Consider the following 17661-nt stretch of genomic DNA (forward strand, 5'->3'; position numbering starts at 1 on the left):
AATACAATCAAATTATTGTCATGGATACGCCGGCATGCGCGAACCCCGCTACAAACCACTGGTCGATCGCCTGGCGGCCGATATCCGCGCAGGCCGTCTGCTTCCCGGCACGCGCCTGCCGACCCATCGCGACCTGGCCGAGCGCTAAGGCCTCGCGCTGGTGACGGCGACTCGCGTTTACGCGGAGCTGGGGGCGATGGGGCTGGTCAGCGGCGAAACGGGGCGCGGCACCTTCGTCAAGGAGCCGCTGCCGCTCGGGCAAGGCATCGACCTGCATGCGTGGGGCGCGGACACGGTCGACCTGAGCTTCAACTATCCGTCTTCGCCGGACCAGGCCGAGCTTTTCCGGGCGGCGCTGCGCCAGCTCGCGGCCAGGGGCGACCTCGAATCGCTGCTGCGCTACCAGCCTCATGGCGGCCGCGACCATGAGCGCGCGGCGGCGGCGCGCCACCTGTCCGACCGCGGCCTGAAAGCGGCAACGGCCGAAACCGTATTGCTCGTCAGCGGCGCGCAGCACGGGCTGACGACAACCGCGATGGCGTTGCTCGAACCCGGCGACGTGGTGGCGGTGGACGCACTCACCTACCCGGGCTTCAGGCTGGCGGCCGAGGCCAATCGACTGGAGCTCGCGCCGATTCCGGCCGCCGGGCGCGGCCCCGACCTGGACGCATTGGCGGCACTGTGCAGGCGCCGACGGGTACGCGCGGTCTACACGATGCCGATCCTGCACAATCCGCTCGGCTGGGTGACGGGCGCGGCGCGCCGCAGGGAACTGGTCGCGATCGCGCGACGGCACGGGCTGCTCATCATCGAGGACGCGGCGTACGCGTTCCTCGCCGAGCACGCACCGCCGGCGCTTGCCTCGCTCGCGCCGGAAACGACGGTCTACGTATCGAGCCTGTCGAAGAGTGTTGCGACGGGGCTGCGCGTCGGCTTCGTCCACGCGCCGCGCGAGTGGATTCCGAAGATCGAGCGGAAGATTCGCGCGACCACCTGGAACACCCCCGCGACGATGACGGCCATCGCCTGCGGATGGATCGACGACGGCACGGTCGCGCTGCTCGAAGCCGAGAAACGCCGGGATGCCGCGCTGCGCCAGGACATCGCGGCGCGCATGTTGCACGGCTTGAGACGGGTCGGCCATCCCGCGTCGTACTTTCTGTGGTTGCCGCTTGCACCGGAGGTTCGGTCGGACGCGGTTGCGATGGCGCTGCAGCGCGAGCGCATTTCGGTATCGACGGCCCATCCGTATTCGACGTCGCCGCAAGTGCCTCATGCGATCCGGCTGGCGCTCGGTTCCGTCAGCCTGCCGACGCTCGAGCAGTCTCTCGAAACCGTGGCTCGGGTGATTGCGGACCACACGTTCTGAGCGCTCGCGACGCAATGCCATTGACCACGACGCGAGGAAAACGCTACCATCGCCAGCATGCATAGCGCCTACCCGTTCCCCGCCTCGTTCGTTCTCGCATGTTGTCATGACATGCCGGGGGGAAGCTGCGTCTAGCCTGCGCTATACGTCGAATCGATTGCCTCTGGCCGCCCGTTGAAAAACCGGCGGCTTTTTTGTTTTCGCTCAACGCCTTCACGACAGGACCTTGCCATGCCGCTCGCGTTGTATGACACCTGGTCGCGCACCGTGCGCCCATTCGAACCGATCCAGCCCGGTTACGTCGGGATGTATTGCTGCGGCCCGACCGTCTACGACCATGCGCATATCGGCAACCTGCGCACCTACGTGTTCGAGGACATCCTGCGTCGCACGCTGATGCGCAACGGCCATGACGTGCGTCACGTCGTGAACATCACCGACGTCGGTCATCTGGTTTCCGATGCCGACGAAGGCGAGGACAAGATGGAGAAAGGCAGCCGGCGCACCGGCGAATCGGCGTGGACCCTCGCGAAACGCTATACGGATGCGTTCGTTTCGGACTGGCGCGCGCTGAACCTGCTGGAGCCGTCGGTCTGGTGCCGCGCGACGGATCACATCGGCGAGCAGATCGCGCTGATCGCCGACATCGAACGCGCGGGCTACGCGTATCGGACGGACGACGGCCTCTACTTCGACACCAGCCGGCAGGACGACTACGGCTACCTCGCGCGGCTGGACCGCGCGGGGCTGCAGGCGGGCAAGCGCGTCGCGCTCGGCGCGAAACGGAGCATCACGGACTTCGCGCTGTGGAAGTTCAGCCCGGCCGGCGTCAAGCGTCAGATGGAATGGGACAGCCCATGGGGCCGCGGCTTTCCGGGCTGGCATATCGAGTGCTCGGCGATGTCGGCGAAATACCTCGGCACGTGGTTCGACATCCATTGCGGCGGCGAGGACCATATCGCCGTGCATCACAGCAACGAGATCGCGCAGACCGAAGCGGCCCACGGCACGCGCCTCGCGAACTTCTGGATGCACGGGCACTTCCTGACGCTGGACGCCGAGAAGATGTCGAAGTCGGGCGGCACGTTCATTCGGCTGGAAACGCTGCGCGACCGGCACGTCGATCCGCTGGCGTACCGATATCTGTGCGCCACCGCGCACTATCGCAGCAAGCTGCATTTCAGCTGGGCATCGCTCGACGCGGCGCACACCGCGTTGAATCGGCTTCGCAACGCGTATGCGGGCTGGCCGGAAGGCGGCGGCATCGATGCGGATTTCGCCGCACGATTCGACGCGGAAGTGAACGACGACCTGAACCTGCCGAAGGCGCTCGCGGTGCTGTGGGAACTCGCGAAAAGCGACCTGCCGCCTGCGACGCTGAGGGCGACCGTCGACTACTTCGACGGGGTGCTCGGGCTTGGATTGCGGGACTGGAAGCCGGCCGTCGCTGCGATTCCCGATGACATTCGGGCATTGCTCGAAGAACGCGCACGGGCGCGCACCGAACGGGACTGGGCCAAGGCCGACGGCATACGAGCGACGTTGCTTACGCTGGGCTGGCGAATCGACGACGGCAAGGACGGGCAAACGGCGGTGCGGATCGCGGCCGGCGACGATCATCGCGCGTAGCGCCAGGTTGCCGCGAGGCAGGCAGGCTCCAGCGCATGGATGCCGCGCCTGGCGATGCACGGGAGTGGCCGGTCAAGCGGCCGCACGTTGGCCAGCTCCCAGCAGACGTATCCGGCACACCATGTCATGCCTTGCGCACGCGCTTCGTCGGGCGTCCAGTCGTGTACGCCGACGACGTCGACCAGTGCGAGCGCGACGCCGTTTGGATCTTCCTGCCCGTCCTGTCGCAAATAGACTGTGTTCTGCACCAGCACGAGATCGACTAACGGAAGCGACGGCGGCGCCCACGATCGAATCTCCACCTGCTTCCTTCCCGCCAGGATGTCGTCAACGGCAGGCGCGACAATCGACAAGGCCAATCGCGGCATGCCAGATCACTCCGTCACTCAATATCAATCCGGCCCGCATTGTTGCCGATTCGCACGCTTCTGTCGAACGGCCGCGACGTATCGCCTAAACTACAGAACCATCGGGCCCAGCCCTTCCCGCGCGGCTCGTCCACCGGCCTCCCGCCATGGCGCACCTCTTCTTCGCGGCTTCGATCCAGCGACATATCGCAACGCCCGAGCGCGAGATCGCCGCGCGCACGCTCGGCGAAGCACTTGAAACCGTCTTCACCCAGCAGCCCCCGCTGCGCAGCTACATCCTCGACGATCAGGGCGCGCTGCGAAAGCATCTCGCCGTGTTCGTCGACGGCCGGCCGGTGCGCGATCGCCAGCATCTCACCGACGCGCTCGGCGACGAAAGCCGGGTGTATGTCGTGCAGGCGCTGTCGGGCGGATAGCAGGGTCACGTTTTCGAGCATGGCACGGAGACACTCGATATGGATGATCGATTGCTGGTCGCGACGCGAAAGGGTCTGTTCGTTCTGCAGACCGACGGCAACGGCGGCTGGACGCTCGGCGAACCGCATTTCGCGGGCGAGCCGGTCAGCATGGTGCTGCCCGATCCGCGCGACGGAACGCTGTATGCCGCGCTCAATCTCGGCCACTTCGGCGTGAAGCTGCATCGTCGGCGTGCGGGGAAAACCGAATGGGAAGCATGTGGTGTGCCTGTCTACCCGCCGCAGCCACCCGACGAAGCGCCCCCCGGCGATAGCGCAAACGCGAACGCAGGTGCGAGTACGGCCGACCCCACCCCGCCAGCGCCACCATGGTCGCTGCAGCAAATCTGGTCGCTCGAAACCGGCGGCCCGGACGAGCCGGGCGCGTTGTGGGCCGGCACGATTCCGGGCGGGCTGTTCCGCTCCGACGACGGCGGCGACACATGGACGCTCAACCGTGCACTGTGGGATCGCCCGGAACGCCGCGAATGGTTCGGCGGCGGCTACGACGCGCCGGGCATCCATTCGGTGATGGTCGACCCGCGCGCCAGCCGGCACGTGTCGATCGGCGTGTCATGCGGCGGCGTCTGGCAAACCGACGACGGCGGCGCGACGTGGCGCGTGACTGCCGACGGCATGGAGGCCGACTACATGCCGCCCGAGCGGCGCGGCGACGCCAACGTGCAGGATCCGCACCGTGTCGTGCAATGCGCGGCCAACCCCGACGTGCTGTGGACCCAGCATCACTGCGCGATCTTCCGCTCGACCGACGGCGCGGCGCACTGGCAGCGGATCGAAGCGCAGCCGTCGAGCTTCGGTTTCGCGGTGGCCGTGCACCCGCGCGACGCGGACACCGCATGGTTCGTGCCCGCCGTGAAGGACGAATGCCGAATTCCGGTGAACGGCCGGTTCGTCGTCACGCGCACGCGCGACGGCGGCCGCACGTTCGAGCGCTTCTCGAACGGCTTGCCCGCCGCGCCGGCCTATGACCTCGTGTATCGCCACGGGCTCGCGGTCGACGGCACGGGCACGCGCCTTGCAATGGGATCGACCACGGGCGGGCTCTGGACATCCGGCGACGGCGGCGAAAGCTGGCGTCTCGTTTCGGCGCATTTGCCGCCTGTCTATTGCGTGCGGTTCGGGTAGGCATCGCCGCCGGGAAACGGGGCCTCAGCGGCAATGCAACAAATTGTATTCGTCGTCGGGGGTGCGACGACGGTCGTTTATCATCGTTCGGTCATGTCGATCGAATGCCCGGTGAACGAAGTATGAGGAATGCCCGCAAGACACTGATGATTGCCGGGGGGCTTCTGGTTGTTGCGACAGGCACGTCGTACCTGATGCTCCTCAAGGCCGACCACCGTGCAATGGAAGAAGGCACGGCCGGTATCGCCGATCCTGCCCGAACGTTGTCCGCAGACGTGCGACCGGGCAACGATCACGCGACGCAAGGCAGCATCCGGCCCGCGCCGGTTCCTGCTGCACCCGCCGCACCCACCGCACCCGCCGCACCCGCGAAGCAGGCCGACGCAGCGCCGCAACATCCGCCCGCGCCTGTCGTCACGGCGCAGCCACCGGCGCCCGCATCAACCCCGGCGGCCCCGCGCGTCAGCGTGCAGCTGAAACCGCCGCCGAAAGCGCAACCGCAACCAGCGGCCCAGCCGAGCGCGCCACCGTCCGTCACCGTCGTCACGATCGATGCTCAGGACTCGCCAGCGTCTAAAACAGCCCCGACGCCACGCGCGCCGCGCCGACGCGATGGCCTGGAACGTCACGCAACGCCAAATCCGGGCACGACGCCCGAGACGGCCGCCCTCGTGCGCGAGTCGGCCAAGCTCGATCCGTCGTTGCCGATGCCCAACCTTCCGGTTCGCTCGAGTACCGATCAGCACGGTTCGTCCGCAGGGTCGAACGCAGTCGCCGCCGCGATGACCGAGCAGCTCGTCAGGCAGTCGAGCAGCATCGGCGCTTCATCGCCCGCACCCAAGGACGGCTCGGCCTCGGCCAAGTGATCGCGGCGTCGAACGCACCAGGCCGAACAGCCGGTCGCGCCCGGCCGGAACATGCCGGCTGTGCTGGACGCAGGCGTCGGACCAGAACTGCGCGGCCCGCTCGAAGTCCTTCCGGTTGAACAGCCTATCCAGCGCTTCGAGCACCCATGCGGTGTTCCGCTCTTCCAGTGTTGCAGTCATCACATCCTCACCGATGAATGTCGACGTCGCGGGTTACGCGACAGGAATCGGGTTGTCGACGATGAACTGATTGAACTGCTCGACGAACGCATGCTCGTTGGGCCCAGCGTTGTCGCGCAGCGATCGGGCCGCGTCGACCACGACCTCGGTCGTGGCCGTTTCCAGCCGCGCCATCGTTTCGGCGATGAACGCATCGAGCGGCATCGCGCGCGGGTCGCCGCTCTTGTGCACGAGGTCCGTGTCGACCCATGGCGGTGCGATCTCGAGCACGCGCACGCTCGTATTGCGCAGCGCGAAGCGCTGCGACAGCGTGTACGAGTGAATCGCGGCCTTGGTGGCCGAGTACAGCGCGGTGGCCGCGAGCGGCACGTATGCGAGCACCGAGCTGTTGTTGATGAGCGTCGCGTCGGGCTGCCGCTTCAGGTGCTCGACGAACGCGGCGCTCACGCGCACCGGGCCGAGCAGGTTCGTGTTGACGAGACCGACGGCCTGTTCGTCGTCGAGCGCCCCGCCCGCGTCGTCGAACGGCATGATGCCGGCGTTGTTGATCACGACGTTCAGCGCCGGATAACGCTCGATCAGCTGCGCGGCGACCGTGCGAATCTGCGCCGCATCGCCGACGTCGAGCTCGACGGTATCGATGCCGGGGTGCTGCTTCGCGATCTCGTCGAGCAGCGCCTTGCGCCGCCCCGCGATGATGACCTTGTTGCCGCGCTCGCTGAAGGCTTCCGCCAGTGCGCGGCCGATGCCCGACGTGCCGCCGGTGATGAACACGGTGTTTCCGCTGAGTTTCATGTCATGGACGCCTGATAAGAATCGACCGAATGCCGGATCGGCAGGGATGGCTTATCGCGCCGCCGCGTAGCGCGACGCGGGAACATCGCTCGACAGATGCGGCGACATCGTGCGCCGCGCCGCCTCGTATGCGTCCCACTCCTCGCCGGCATGCAGCGACGGAATCGTCACCAGCTCGCGACGGTCGAAGCCCGTCAGCGCCGCATCGACCAGGTCAGCGGCCGACATCACGATCTCCTTCGGCAAGTGCTCGATCGGCAGGCCGCCGGTCTGCCAGAACTCCGTCGCCGTCGCGCCGGGCAGCACGGCCTGCACCTGCACGCCCTTGTCGGCCAGTTCGTGATGCAGCGACTGGCTGAACGCGAGCACGAACGCCTTGCTGCCGCCGTAGACGCCGTTGAGCGTCTCCGGCGAGATCGCGACGATCGACGAGATGTTGATGACGGCCCCGTTGCCGCGCGCGACGAAGCCCGGCACGGCCGCGTACGTAAGGCGGGTGAGCGCGGTGACGTTCAGGTCGATCAGCCGCGTCATCGCGTCGACGTCGCTGTCGAGCAGCGGCGTATGCGTGCCCACGCCCGCGTTGTTGACCAGCAGCGTGATGCTCGCGTCCTGCTTCAGCTTCGCTTCGACGGCGGCGAGCGCCGCGCGGTCGTTCAGGTCCGCATCGACGATTTCGACGCTCCGGTGCGTGTCGTTCGTGATGCGTTCGGCAAGGGCGGCCAGCCGGTCGCGGTTGCGCGCGACCAGGATCAGGTCGTAGCCGCGGCGCGCGAGCCGGTCGGCGTAGAGGGCGCCGATACCCGACGATGCGCCGGTAATCAGGGCCGTACCTCGGTGTGCTTGAGACATGACGTCACTCCTGTTCGAAGGTCATCGGTGAATGCGTGAGTGCATTCTGGCCTCGAACCGGAAAGACATAAATGACGTATATGGGTATGATTCAGGACATCGCGCGACGGTTTTGGGTTGTGCACGAATCGACGGGAGAACGGACATGCACCGGATCGGCTTCCTGATCAGCGACGGGTTCCAGATCATGGCGCTCGCGTCGCAATCGGTGTTCGAGTACGCGAACATCACGGCGGGCGAAGCGTTCTATACGCTCGACAATTTCTCGGTCGCGGGCGGCGACGTGCGCTCGTCGCTCGGCGTCGCGGTGAGCACGCGGCCGCTGCGCGGCCGGCTCGACGTGGATACGTGGATCGTCGCGGGGGTCAACGATCCGCTCACGTCGCCCGCGCCGGACGGCGTGCTCGCGTTCCTGCGCAAGACAGGCACGCGCGCGCGGCGCATCGCGGGCATCTGCACCGGCGGGTTCGTGCTTGCGGAAGCGGGCCTGCTGGCGCGGCGGCGTGCGACCACGCACTGGGCATACGGGCGCGAGATGCAGAAGCGCTTTCCGGACATCCGCGTCGAGGACGACCGGATCTACATCGTCGACGGGCCGATCTGGACTTCCGCCGGCATGACGGCCGGCCTCGACCTCGCGCTCGCGATGGTGGAAAAGGATCTGGGCGCCGAAACGGCCCGCTCGGTCGCGCACAAGCTGGTCATGCACCAGCGCCGCGCGGGCGGCCAGTCGCAGCATTCCGAAATGCTGGATCTCGCGCCGAAATCGGACCGCATCCAGAATGCGCTGAACTATGCGCGCCAGAACCTGGGCCGTGCGCTGACGGTCGAGGAACTGGCCGAGGCCGTTCACCTGAGCCCCCGCCAGTTCAGCCGCGTGTTCACGCTCGAAACGGGGCAGTCGCCGGCCAAGGCCATCGAGCGGCTTCGGCTCGAGGCGGCGCGGCTGATGATCGAGCAGAGCCGGCATCCGCTCGACGTGATTGCGCGGGAAACCGGCTTTCGCGACCGCCGTCACATGCGCGAAGCGTTCGTGCGCGGGTTCGGCGTTCCGCCGCAGGCGCTCCGGCGCGACGTGCGCATGGAAGCGCAGGGCAGCGCCTAGGCCGGCATGCGCCGGCCCGAGGCGGTTAGAACTTGTGCCGCAGCCCCAGCGCGACGACAACCTGGTTGCTGTTCGCGGACGGCGTCAGCGTCCAGACCGTCGCGTTGAACGCCGGATTGCCGTTGCCGCCGCTCACGCTTTGGTAAACGCCTTCGAGATACGCGTCGGTGCGCTTCGAAAACGCATAGTCGACTTGTGCGACCACCTGGTTCCACTTCGGACGCGTTTCGCCCGTGTGCGTCTCGAAGCGGCCCATGGTGTACGTATACGCGGCCGCCACGCTCAGCGCGTGCGTGACGAAGTAGCGTCCGTCGACGGAGAAGTTGTCGAATACCAGCGATTCGCCCTTGAGCGGCGCGATGCTGCCGCCCTGCAGCACGCCGGTCACGCCGTCCGTCGCCGAATGCGACCACCCGAGGCCGACCGAGTGCGGGCCGAACGCATATCGCCCGGCCAGGGACCAGATCTGCTGGCTGCCGCCGGTGATCGTCGCCGAGCCGTCCACCGTGCTCAGCGCGCCGTTCGGGTTCGCGAGGTTACGGTTCCGGTTGATCTTCAGGTAGCCCGCGCCGAGCTTGAACGGGCCGTTCGCATACGACATGCCCGCGCTCCACGCCGCGTTGTTGCTGAACTGGCCGGCCGTGTTCGAGAAGCCGTACATCGCGCCGAACGTGAAGCCCCGATACGTCGGGCTCGTGTACTTCACCGCGTTGTTGATGCGGATGTTGCGGTTCGAATCGTCGTTGTCGTACGGATGAACAGCCAGGTTGCCGCCCCAGCCGGGGCCCGACGCGCCCAGCGGCGTCACGAAATCGAGGATCAGGTCGTACTGGCGGCCGAACGTGAGCGACCCGGCCGTTTTCGAGCTGAGCCCGACCCATGCCTGCCGGCCAAACATGTCGACGCCCTTCTGCGACAGCGCGCCGGTGGTGCCCGAAAAGCCGTTCTCGAGCGCGAAGATCGCCGACAGCCCGCCGCCGAGATTCTCGCTGCCGCGCAGCCCCCAGCGCGACGCATTCAGCGCACCGCTCGTCATCGACCAGTTGCTGCTGCCCGGCGAACCTGCGCCATGGGTGCGCTGGTTGTTCGCGTAGGTGATCGACGTGTCGATCAGGCCGTACAGCGTCACGCTGCTTTGCGCGTGCGCGGCCCCCGCGCCGAAGCCGGCGAGGCACGCGGCCACCATGGTTCCGGCGATGCCGGACACCCGCCGGCTGCCGGACGCTGCTCCGTTCGTGATGGAGCGGGCCGCGTTGCGCGTTTTGTTCGGTCTGTAGCAGTGCATATATTATTTTTTCAGGTTGCTTTGGCGAGAATGCCGGCGGGCCACCGCTCCGCGGTGGCTCAGCCGGCCGATGGGGGCCCATTATTGGAGATGGCGCAACTGTCGATTAACGCGCTGCACAGGAAAGGTCTTCTGCAAAATCTGGCTGAATCGCGCGATGCGCCGGAGCGGCATGGGTTTGCGCGCGATATCCGGTTCGCCGTTTCGTGTGTTTGTTTGACGGCGGTCAGACTGTGTGTCGACGGATGGCAAACATCGCGCACATCATCGACGCAGACGAGGCTGAAAGGCCGGAGGGCGGATCGAGTCCGCGTGGTTACGCAGGCATAGCCGCGCGTTCGAGGAGAAGGCCGCGCGCGTAGCATGCCGCAAGCGGCATGCGTGTGGCTCGACTCGGCAGAAGTGTTACGGGGCGCTTGCGTTCATCCACATCATCGCCGGCATGCGCGCATCATTCGACACGCGCGTTGCCGTCGTGCGCGGCCTTACTGCCATTCACCGGGATGACAGATCACCCAACCCGGCTGATAGCTGTCCATGTCCGTATGCCCCCAGCACCAGCCGTGCCGGCGAATGATCTTCATCAACTGTTCGCGTTGTGCGCAGGCGCTCCCCGGAGCATATTGCCCATCAGGCAATCGTCTCGGTGCCGGGCCGTTCCGGCATTTGTCATTGACCACTTCTTCCTGATGCATCAGTGCCTGGACGGCGGGTGGAATGGTGCGGGCCAGCGTGGCCTTGTATTCGATGCAGGCTGGCGCCTCAGGATCGTTGGACTTGCGGGAACATTTGGACTGGAGTTTGTCGATGTTTCTCGATACTTCCGGCGGGTACGTCTCGGCGTGCGCTGTAGCAATACATCCAGCCAGCAACAGGCAGGCGGCGGCAAGTGATCTGATCAAAGTCATTTCGCGTAGGACACGATGCGTTCGGTAGCTCAGGAACTGGCGAATTATGGCATGTGCGCGTTTCAGCGACCCGGCCGGCAATGGCGTTGAATCGAACTTCGCATCGTGTGAACGATTCCCGGTAAGGCCATAAGCTACCGCGCCGCTCGTCGATTGACTGCCTGGGAGTTTGGAAACTCATAGTCTGCAACTCGAATACGTGAGCCAAGCTGGATGCTCATCCTAGCTCGTGTTGGCTACGTTCCAGGCAATCTCGCTATGTGTTTGTGGGATCTATTGCTTGATATGTGCGACTGCTTCAGAAGCGCACGTGCTGTAAAGATCCGGCCTCGACGCTGACGATTGCCCGACGACGTTCTGTCAAAATATCCGCCTAATCCTTCTGATCGAGCGCGGAATGGAACTCAGACAACTACGCTATTTTCTCAGTGTCGTGGAACACGGAAGCATGGGCAAGGCAGCGCTGGAACTCGGCGTGGTGACCTCGGCATTGAGTCAGCAGATCAGCCGTCTCGAAGGCGAACTGTCCACGCGTCTGCTGCAACGCACCTCGGCGGGCGTCGTTCCGACCGACGCAGGTTTGGCGTTCTGGCGTCAGGCGCAACTCGCGCTGCGTCATATCGATGATGCCGCGCTTGCGGCACGCTCAGCCCGTCTGTCGGGCCATGTCAGTGTCGGCATGGCGCCGAGCACGGCGAGCGTGCTGGGTGTCCCATTCATGCAGGCCATGCGCTCGCGCTATCCCGATGTACGGTTGCACATGGTCGAAAGTCTCTCCGGCTATCTTGCGTCCATGTTGAGCGCGCGTCAGATCGATCTCGCCGTGCTGTTCCGTGAGGAGTCCGCGCAACGCTGGAGCGTGCTGCCGCTGCTGGACGAGCGGCTGTTCCTGATCGGCGCGGGCGATCTCGATGGCATGCCGACGAGCACATCCGTCCGGCTGAAAAATCTCGGCAGGCTTCCGCTGATTCTCCCCAGCGGCACGCACGGGCTGCGTTCGCTGCTGTTATCCGCGTTCAGGCGCGCCGAGTACGAGCCGAACATCGTCGCCGAAGTCGACGGTCTCGCGCTCCTGATGGACTTCGTCCGCACCGGCATCGGCGCGACGATACAGCCGGGCGCGGCGCTCGCAAGGCCCGAGAACGTGATACTGACGAGCGTGCCGGTCGCCGAGAAATACGCCACGCGGCCCAACATGCTTGCCAGCATCTCCGATGACGAACTGTCTCCCGCCGGCCTCGCTGCGCGCGTGGTGCTCGCCGATGTCGCCCGTCAACTGGTGCAGGAAGGCCGCTGGCCCGGTGCGCGGCTGCGGGAACCTCAGCCTTCACAAAAAGTGAAGACCCGTTGACGGCAGGCTGGTAGCGACGCGGGCACGACGCCTTTACGATTTGTCCAAAAGGAGGCAAGTCTGATGGTCGATGTGCTCGTAATCGGAGGAGGCAATGCCGCGCTGTGTGCCGCATTGATGGCGCGCGAAGCGGGCGCGTCGGTCCTGCTTCTCGAATCCGCGCCGCGCGAATGGCGCGGCGGCAACTCGCAACACACGCGCAATCTGCGCTGCATGCACGATGCGCCGCAAGACGTTCTCGTCGATGCCTATCCGGAAGAGGAATTCTGGCAGGACCTGTTGAAAGTTACCGGCGGCATCACGAATGAGCATCTCGCGCGGCTGACGATCCGCGCGTCGTCGTCGTGCCGGCCGTGGATGCAGAAGCACGGTGTGCGCTTCCAGCCGCCGCTGTCCGGTGCGCTGCACGTGGCACGCACCAACGCGTTCTTCATGGGGGGCGGCAAGGCGCTCGTCAACGCGTATTACCGCAGCGCCGAAGCGCTCGGCGTCGAGATCCGCTATGAAACACCCGTTGATTCGCTTGAACTCAACGGCAGTCTCTTCATCGCGGCGCGCAGCGGCAGCCAGCGCTTCGAGGCGCGCGCCTGCGTGCTGGCGGCAGGCGGCTTCGAATCAAATCGCGAATGGCTGCGCGAAGCGTGGGGGCAAAACGAGCGCGGCGAATGGCCCGCCGACAACTTCCTGATTCGCGGCACACGCTTCAACAAGGGCGTGCTCATCAAGCATATGACCGACGCTGGTGCGGACATGATTGGCGACCCGTCTCAGTCGCATTGCGTCGCCATCGATGCGCGCGCGCCGCTGTATGACGGCGGCATCTGCACACGCATCGACTGCGTGTCGCTGGGCGTCGTGGTGAATCGTGACGCCGAGCGCTTCTACGACGAAGGCGAGGATTTCTGGCCGAAGCGCTATGCAATCTGGGGACGGCTCGTTGCGCATCAGCCCGGGCAGATCGGCTATTCGATCATCGACTCGAAAGCAATCGGCCGCTTCATGCCGCCGGTGTTTCCGGGCGAAAAGGCCGACACGCTGCCGGAACTCGCGCGCAAGCTCGGGCTGCCGGAAGCGCGCTTCATGGAAACGCTCGCGCGCTATAACGATTCATGCCGCGACGGCGCCTTCGACCACACCGCGCTCGACGACTGCCACACCGAAGGCCTCGAGCCGCCCAAGACGCACTGGGCGCGCCGCATCGAGACGCCGCCGTTCTACGGTTATGCGTTGCGGCCAGGCATCACGTTCACGTATCTCGGACTGAAAACCAATGACCGCGCGCAGGTTCACTTCGCCGGCAAAGCCAGTGAGAACCTGTTCGTAGCCGGCGAAATGATGGCCGGCAACGTGCTCGGCAAGGGCTATACAGCGGGCGTCGGCATGTCGATCGGCACGGCCTTCGGGCGCATTGCCGGGACGCAGGCCGCGCGCGCCGCACTCAGGACAACGGAGGCAACCAGTGCAGCAGTCTGACCCGCTCGCGCCCGAACGCACGCGCACGGCGTTATCGGTCGATACGAAAAAGACTTCACACGGCAGCATGGCGCGCGTGATCCCCATTGTGCAGATGAGCGCCGGCGAAACCGAAGTGGCACGGCAGATGCAGATCTGCAACGCCTGCCGCTATTGCGAAGGCTTCTGCGCCGTATTCCCGGCCATGACGCGCCGCCTGGAATTCGGCAAGGCGGACGTCAACTATCTGGCGAATCTCTGCCACAACTGCGGCGCGTGCTATCACGCGTGCCAATACGCGCCGCCGCACGAATTCGGCGTGAACGTGCCGAAAGCGATGGCCGAAGTCCGGCTCGAAACCTACACCGAATACGCGTTTCCCGCGTCGTTCGGCGCGCTGTACAAGCGAAATGGCCTGACTTTGTCGGTTGCATTGGCGGCCGGAATCGCGCTGTTTCTGCTGCTCGGTACGGCATTGCACGGCGGCTTGTCGGGCGATGTCGCGCCAGCGAACTTCTACGCGATCTTCCCGCACCGCCTGCTCGCGGCGATGTTTGGCATCGTTTTCCTGTTCGCCATTCTCGCGCTCGGTCTGGGCGTCACGCGCTTCTGGCGCGACGTGTCGGCAGGAACGGCAAGCGCTTCCGCGCCAGCCGTCGCGGAAGCGGCCAGGAACGCGCTGACGCTCAAGTACCTGGACGGAGGCCACGGCGACGGCTGCAACGAAGAGAACGATGCCTTCACGCTGGCGCGGCGTCGTTTCCATCACCTGACGTTCTACGGCTTCATGCTGTGCTTTGCGGCAACCGCAGTCGCGACGCTCTATCACTATGCATTCGGTCTGGAAGCGCCGTATCCGTTTCTGAGCGTGCCGGTGCTGATGGGAACGGCGGGCGGCGTCGGACTGATTGCGGGGCCGGCGGGACTGCTGTGGCTGAACCTGAAACGCGTTCCGGAGCGCGGCGATGCCCGTCAGCGTCCGATGGACCGCGGCTTCATCGCGCTCCTGCTTCTGACGAGCGCATCCGGTCTCGCGCTGCTCGCGCTCCGCACGACCTCGGCGATGCCGTCGCTGCTCGCGATTCATCTCGGCATCGTAATGGCGCTGTTCGCCACGCTGCCTTACGGCAAGTTCGCGCACGGCATCTTCCGCTCGGCGGCATTGCTCAAATCGTCGATAGAGAAGCGGCAACGCAACACGCTGAGCCTCGGTTCCGATTAGCCCGTTACCAGGGTGCGCCTTGGGCGCCCATCACTACAGAAAAGAAGCAGGAGACGCAATGAACCGTACCGAACCGATCGCCGCTACGCCCGGCGTTTCGCCCACGACAAGGGCCGCCGCCGTGTTGCGTGTGACCAGCGGCAATTTCATCGAACAGTTCGATTTCTTTCTGTTTGGTTTCTACGCGACATCGATCGCGAAGATCTTCTTCCCGTCCACCAGCGAGTTCGCCTCGCTGATGCTCACCTTCGCCGTGTTCGGCGCAGGCTTTCTGATGCGTCCGCTCGGCGCGATCTTTCTCGGCGCGTATATCGACAAGGTCGGACGGCGCACCGGGCTGATCGTTACGCTGTCGATCATGGCGAGCGGCACCATTCTGATTGCCTGCGTGCCGGGGTACGCGACCATCGGCCTGCTCGCACCGGCGCTCGTGCTGCTCGGGCGTCTGTTGCAGGGCTTTTCGGCAGGAGCCGAACTCGGCGGCGTATCGGTCTATCTCGCGGAAATGGCGACGCCCGGCAACAAAGGTTTCTACACGAGTTGGCAGTCGGCGAGCCAGCAGGTCGCCATCGTCGTGGCGGCGGCCATCGGTTACGGGCTGAACCAGTGGCTGTCCGCGCAGCAGATCGGTGCATGGGGCTGGCGCGTGCCGTTTTTCATCGGTTGCGCGATCGTGCCGTTCCTGTTCATGCTGCGCCGTTCGCTGCAGGAGACCGCAGCGTTCGAAGCGCGACGGCATCACCCGCAGGCGCGCGACATTTTTACGATGCTGCTCGGCAATTGGCGCACCGTCATCGGCGGCATGCTGCTGACGGCGATGACCACCACCACCTTCTATCTCATCACCGTGTATACGCCGACCTTCGGGAAGTCGGTGCTGAAGCTGTCCACCTCCGACAGCCTGATGGTGACGCTGCTCGTGGCTGCGTCGAATTTCGTCTGGCTGCCGATCGGCGGCACGATCTCCGACCGCATTGGCCGCAAACCGCTGCTGCTCGCCATTTCCGTGCTGACGATCTTCACGGCTTATCCGGCGCTGTCCTGGCTCGCCGATGCACCGAGCTTCGCGCGCATGCTGATCGTGCTGCTGTGGTTCTCGTTCTTCTTCGGCATGTATAACGGCGCGATGGTCGCCGCGCTCACCGAAGTGATGCCGGTCGAAGTGCGCGTCGCGGGCTTCTCGCTGGCGTTCAGTCTCGCGACGGCGCTGTTCGGCGGCTTTACGCCGGCCGTATCGACGTATTTGATTCAGGTCTTGCATGACAAGGCCGCACCCGGCTACTGGCTGAGCTTCGCTGCGCTCTGCGGCTTTTGCGCGACGCTCGGGCTGTACCGTCGCCGGGCGGGCGGCAATGCGTCGGCGGCATCGTCGGCCTGAGAGCGATTACATCGGCGCGTTTCCGTAACCCCGGCTTCGCACCGGGCTTTCGCTTTTTCGGCGGCGGCGAGAGGGGCGATGCGGCCCAGTTGCGCAGCAACGCAGGCTACTCCGTCTTGCCGTAGGAACTGCGCGTCTGTGGCTGACAGGCGCATGTGTCCGGCGCGCAGATCATGGGCTGAAGGCCTATTCGACTGACCGACGAGTGGGCCTGGTGGGAATCCTTTATCAGCATGTCGGCAAACGATCATCGGAACGTGCGGTTGGCATTGGCCCCCGGTAACGGACCACCGGGGAGTATCCAACGGCGTTCGGTTCGGCCGTTACGCGCCGTTCACGATCGGCGCCCGCATTGGCGCCTAAGTGCCGGAGTGACGCTTGCGGCGATACGCTCGAAACTTGTTCTGCGATTTGCCGCGCCCGATGGCTTTCTTCACTGTGCTTGCAGTGAAGCAAAATGAGTGTCCTGTTGCCCGGGCGGCCCCGATGAGTGGCGCACTGGAAGACGTGCCCCTGATCACGATGCCTTTGCTCCGGTCAAACGTTGGCGCGAGGCGGTGTGTTGCGCCGGCCGAATTCGCGGTGCCTGCACGGGTGCGACCCGTGCGATGATGCGTCTTGACCAACATGAGAGATGGAATGACGACTACATTCGACGAGGCGACAACGGCGGCGATCGCCGCGTTTGCCCAATTGGATTTCTACACGGCTGTGCAAGCGATGCGCGCCGAGGCCGATTACGACCGAGAACTGGACCAGTGGATCTCGCGCTATATCGACGAGCACGGCGGCGGCGCGGACGATGCAGCATACGACGCCCTGCACGCGCAGGCCCAGGCAACCCCGGAATACGCGCAGTTCGTCGATGCGGCTCGCCGGGAAATCCTGGAATACTTCGGCGTGACCGACGATCAACTGGACTGGATGGTCGTGCTGCGCAATGACGACAGCGATGAGCTTTGGGCGGAAGTCAACCGGCAGCGGAGCGCGCTGGGAACCGGTGAAGTGCGCGGAGATCTCTGATCATTGCTTGCCATTGGGGTCGCAGGTCGGGCTGGGTGCGGGGCTGGAGTCAGGTCAGTCACGTGGTGCGCCGGGCTTTCGGTCGCTGCAACCGATCCGCTGAGGGAGGACAAGCGATCGGATGTTCGGAACGAGCGACCGTTGTGCTCTGACACTTGCCTTCGGAGGTGCAACGGCTCGACCGGCAGCAACAGGTCGGCAACCGTCCTTCTTCGCGCTACCACATCGGCGCTCTCGATTGCCGATCCGCATGTTCGCACCGGCGAATGGGTGAGCG

At 65.4% G+C, this 17661-nt stretch carries 15 protein-coding genes and 1 pseudogene; 11 read left to right on the top strand and 5 right to left on the bottom strand.

The annotated features are described in order from the left end of the window. Positions 1–34 precede the first annotated feature (34 nt). Positions 35–1369 (top strand): annotated as a pseudogene (locus tag ABFO07_RS34105) (PLP-dependent aminotransferase family protein). 231 nt (positions 1370–1600) lie between these two features. Next, entirely contained in the window at positions 1601–2998 is a 1398-nt protein-coding gene (gene cysS, locus ABFO07_RS34110; protein WP_059959599.1) for a cysteine--tRNA ligase, read from the top strand. Here the strand turns inward: cysS and ABFO07_RS34115 are convergent. Next, positions 2986–3366 (bottom strand): ASCH domain-containing protein, encoded by a 381-nt coding sequence (locus tag ABFO07_RS34115; protein ID WP_081075509.1) that lies wholly within the window; start codon positions 3364–3366, stop codon positions 2986–2988. The two genes, cysS and ABFO07_RS34115, sit on opposite strands and share 13 nt — an antisense overlap. A 146-nt stretch (positions 3367–3512) precedes the next feature. On the opposite strand from ABFO07_RS34115, the gene ABFO07_RS34120 reads away from it, so the two are divergent. The 3 genes from ABFO07_RS34120 (at position 3513) to ABFO07_RS34130 (ending at position 5833) form a co-directional block, all read left to right on the top strand. Further along, entirely contained in the window at positions 3513–3782 is a 270-nt protein-coding gene (locus ABFO07_RS34120; RefSeq protein WP_060015353.1) for a MoaD/ThiS family protein, read from the top strand. A 39-nt stretch (positions 3783–3821) separates the two neighbouring features. Further along, positions 3822–4967, top strand: a complete 1146-nt coding sequence (locus ABFO07_RS34125) for a WD40/YVTN/BNR-like repeat-containing protein (protein WP_060015352.1) — start codon at positions 3822–3824, stop codon at positions 4965–4967. Between the two features lie 122 nt (positions 4968–5089). Next, entirely contained in the window at positions 5090–5833 is a 744-nt protein-coding gene (locus tag ABFO07_RS34130; protein WP_347469804.1) for an extensin, read from the top strand. A 213-nt stretch (positions 5834–6046) separates the two neighbouring features. On the opposite strand, the gene ABFO07_RS34135 is transcribed toward ABFO07_RS34130, so the two are convergent. Together ABFO07_RS34135 and ABFO07_RS34140 are read right to left on the bottom strand one after the other, a co-directional pair. Further along, positions 6047–6808 carry an SDR family oxidoreductase gene (locus tag ABFO07_RS34135; RefSeq protein ID WP_059923723.1) on the bottom strand — a complete coding sequence of 254 codons (762 nt, stop codon included), beginning with the start codon at positions 6806–6808 and terminating at the stop codon, positions 6047–6049. A 51-nt stretch (positions 6809–6859) separates the two neighbouring features. After that, on the bottom strand, positions 6860–7660 hold the full coding sequence (locus tag ABFO07_RS34140; RefSeq protein WP_060272932.1) for an SDR family NAD(P)-dependent oxidoreductase: 801 nt from the start codon (positions 7658–7660) through the stop codon (positions 6860–6862). A gap of 145 nt (positions 7661–7805) precedes the next feature. On the opposite strand from ABFO07_RS34140, the gene ABFO07_RS34145 reads away from it, so the two are divergent. Beyond that, positions 7806–8765: a GlxA family transcriptional regulator gene (locus tag ABFO07_RS34145; protein ID WP_059881353.1), complete on the top strand. Its 960-nt coding sequence runs from the start codon at positions 7806–7808 to the stop codon at positions 8763–8765. 25 nt (positions 8766–8790) lie between these two features. On the opposite strand, the gene ABFO07_RS34150 is transcribed toward ABFO07_RS34145, so the two are convergent. Continuing rightward, positions 8791–9951 (bottom strand): porin, encoded by a 1161-nt coding sequence (locus tag ABFO07_RS34150; protein ID WP_347469958.1) that lies wholly within the window; start codon positions 9949–9951, stop codon positions 8791–8793. Between the two features lie 584 nt (positions 9952–10535). Continuing rightward, positions 10536–10958 carry a hypothetical protein gene (locus ABFO07_RS34155; protein ID WP_081063306.1) on the bottom strand — a complete coding sequence of 141 codons (423 nt, stop codon included), beginning with the start codon at positions 10956–10958 and terminating at the stop codon, positions 10536–10538. Between the two features lie 397 nt (positions 10959–11355). Here ABFO07_RS34155 and ABFO07_RS34160 point away from each other — a divergent pair, with 397 nt between their 5' ends. The 5 genes from ABFO07_RS34160 to ABFO07_RS34180 all read left to right on the top strand — a co-directional run bounded on the left by ABFO07_RS34160 (position 11356) and on the right by ABFO07_RS34180 (position 17384). Beyond that, positions 11356–12309 carry a LysR family transcriptional regulator gene (locus tag ABFO07_RS34160; protein WP_347469805.1) on the top strand — a complete coding sequence of 318 codons (954 nt, stop codon included), beginning with the start codon at positions 11356–11358 and terminating at the stop codon, positions 12307–12309. Positions 12310–12372: 63 nt separating this feature from the next. Beyond that, positions 12373–13782, top strand: coding sequence for an FAD-dependent tricarballylate dehydrogenase TcuA (gene tcuA, locus ABFO07_RS34165; RefSeq protein ID WP_347469806.1), 1410 nt, complete (start codon positions 12373–12375; stop codon positions 13780–13782). Next, positions 13769–14983 (top strand): tricarballylate utilization 4Fe-4S protein TcuB, encoded by a 1215-nt coding sequence (gene tcuB / locus ABFO07_RS34170; protein ID WP_347469808.1) that lies wholly within the window; start codon positions 13769–13771, stop codon positions 14981–14983. The genes tcuA and tcuB overlap by 14 nt, the downstream gene beginning before the upstream one ends. A gap of 58 nt (positions 14984–15041) precedes the next feature. Then, complete coding sequence (locus tag ABFO07_RS34175) at positions 15042–16361, top strand: MFS transporter (protein ID WP_059923729.1); 1320 nt, start codon at positions 15042–15044, stop codon at positions 16359–16361. Between the two features lie 639 nt (positions 16362–17000). Further along, positions 17001–17384, top strand: coding sequence for a hypothetical protein (locus tag ABFO07_RS34180; protein WP_059557980.1), 384 nt, complete (start codon positions 17001–17003; stop codon positions 17382–17384). Positions 17385–17661 lie beyond the last annotated feature (277 nt).

It is taken from the genome of Burkholderia stagnalis (assembly GCF_039848545.1).
Lineage (GTDB): Bacteria > Pseudomonadota > Gammaproteobacteria > Burkholderiales > Burkholderiaceae > Burkholderia > Burkholderia stagnalis.

Excerpts from the sequence above, each read along its gene's own strand:
- ABFO07_RS34140 (WP_060272932.1), bottom strand. The coding sequence starts at position 7,660 with ATGTCTCAAGCACACCGAGGTACGGCCCTGATTACCGGCGCATCGTCG.
- ABFO07_RS34125 (WP_060015352.1), top strand. The coding sequence starts at position 3,822 with ATGGATGATCGATTGCTGGTCGCGACGCGAAAGGGTCTGTTCGTTCTG.
- ABFO07_RS34115 (WP_081075509.1), bottom strand. The coding sequence starts at position 3,366 with ATGCCGCGATTGGCCTTGTCGATTGTCGCGCCTGCCGTTGACGACATC.
- ABFO07_RS34180 (WP_059557980.1), top strand. The coding sequence starts at position 17,001 with ATGACGACTACATTCGACGAGGCGACAACGGCGGCGATCGCCGCGTTT.
- ABFO07_RS34120 (WP_060015353.1), top strand. The coding sequence starts at position 3,513 with ATGGCGCACCTCTTCTTCGCGGCTTCGATCCAGCGACATATCGCAACG.
- ABFO07_RS34155 (WP_081063306.1), bottom strand. The coding sequence starts at position 10,958 with ATGACTTTGATCAGATCACTTGCCGCCGCCTGCCTGTTGCTGGCTGGA.
- ABFO07_RS34145 (WP_059881353.1), top strand. The coding sequence starts at position 7,806 with ATGCACCGGATCGGCTTCCTGATCAGCGACGGGTTCCAGATCATGGCG.
- ABFO07_RS34160 (WP_347469805.1), top strand. The coding sequence starts at position 11,356 with ATGGAACTCAGACAACTACGCTATTTTCTCAGTGTCGTGGAACACGGA.
- cysS (WP_059959599.1), top strand. The coding sequence starts at position 1,601 with ATGCCGCTCGCGTTGTATGACACCTGGTCGCGCACCGTGCGCCCATTC.
- ABFO07_RS34130 (WP_347469804.1), top strand. The coding sequence starts at position 5,090 with ATGAGGAATGCCCGCAAGACACTGATGATTGCCGGGGGGCTTCTGGTT.
- ABFO07_RS34175 (WP_059923729.1), top strand. The coding sequence starts at position 15,042 with ATGAACCGTACCGAACCGATCGCCGCTACGCCCGGCGTTTCGCCCACG.
- ABFO07_RS34135 (WP_059923723.1), bottom strand. The coding sequence starts at position 6,808 with ATGAAACTCAGCGGAAACACCGTGTTCATCACCGGCGGCACGTCGGGC.
- ABFO07_RS34150 (WP_347469958.1), bottom strand. The coding sequence starts at position 9,951 with ATGGTGGCCGCGTGCCTCGCCGGCTTCGGCGCGGGGGCCGCGCACGCG.
- tcuA (WP_347469806.1), top strand. The coding sequence starts at position 12,373 with ATGGTCGATGTGCTCGTAATCGGAGGAGGCAATGCCGCGCTGTGTGCC.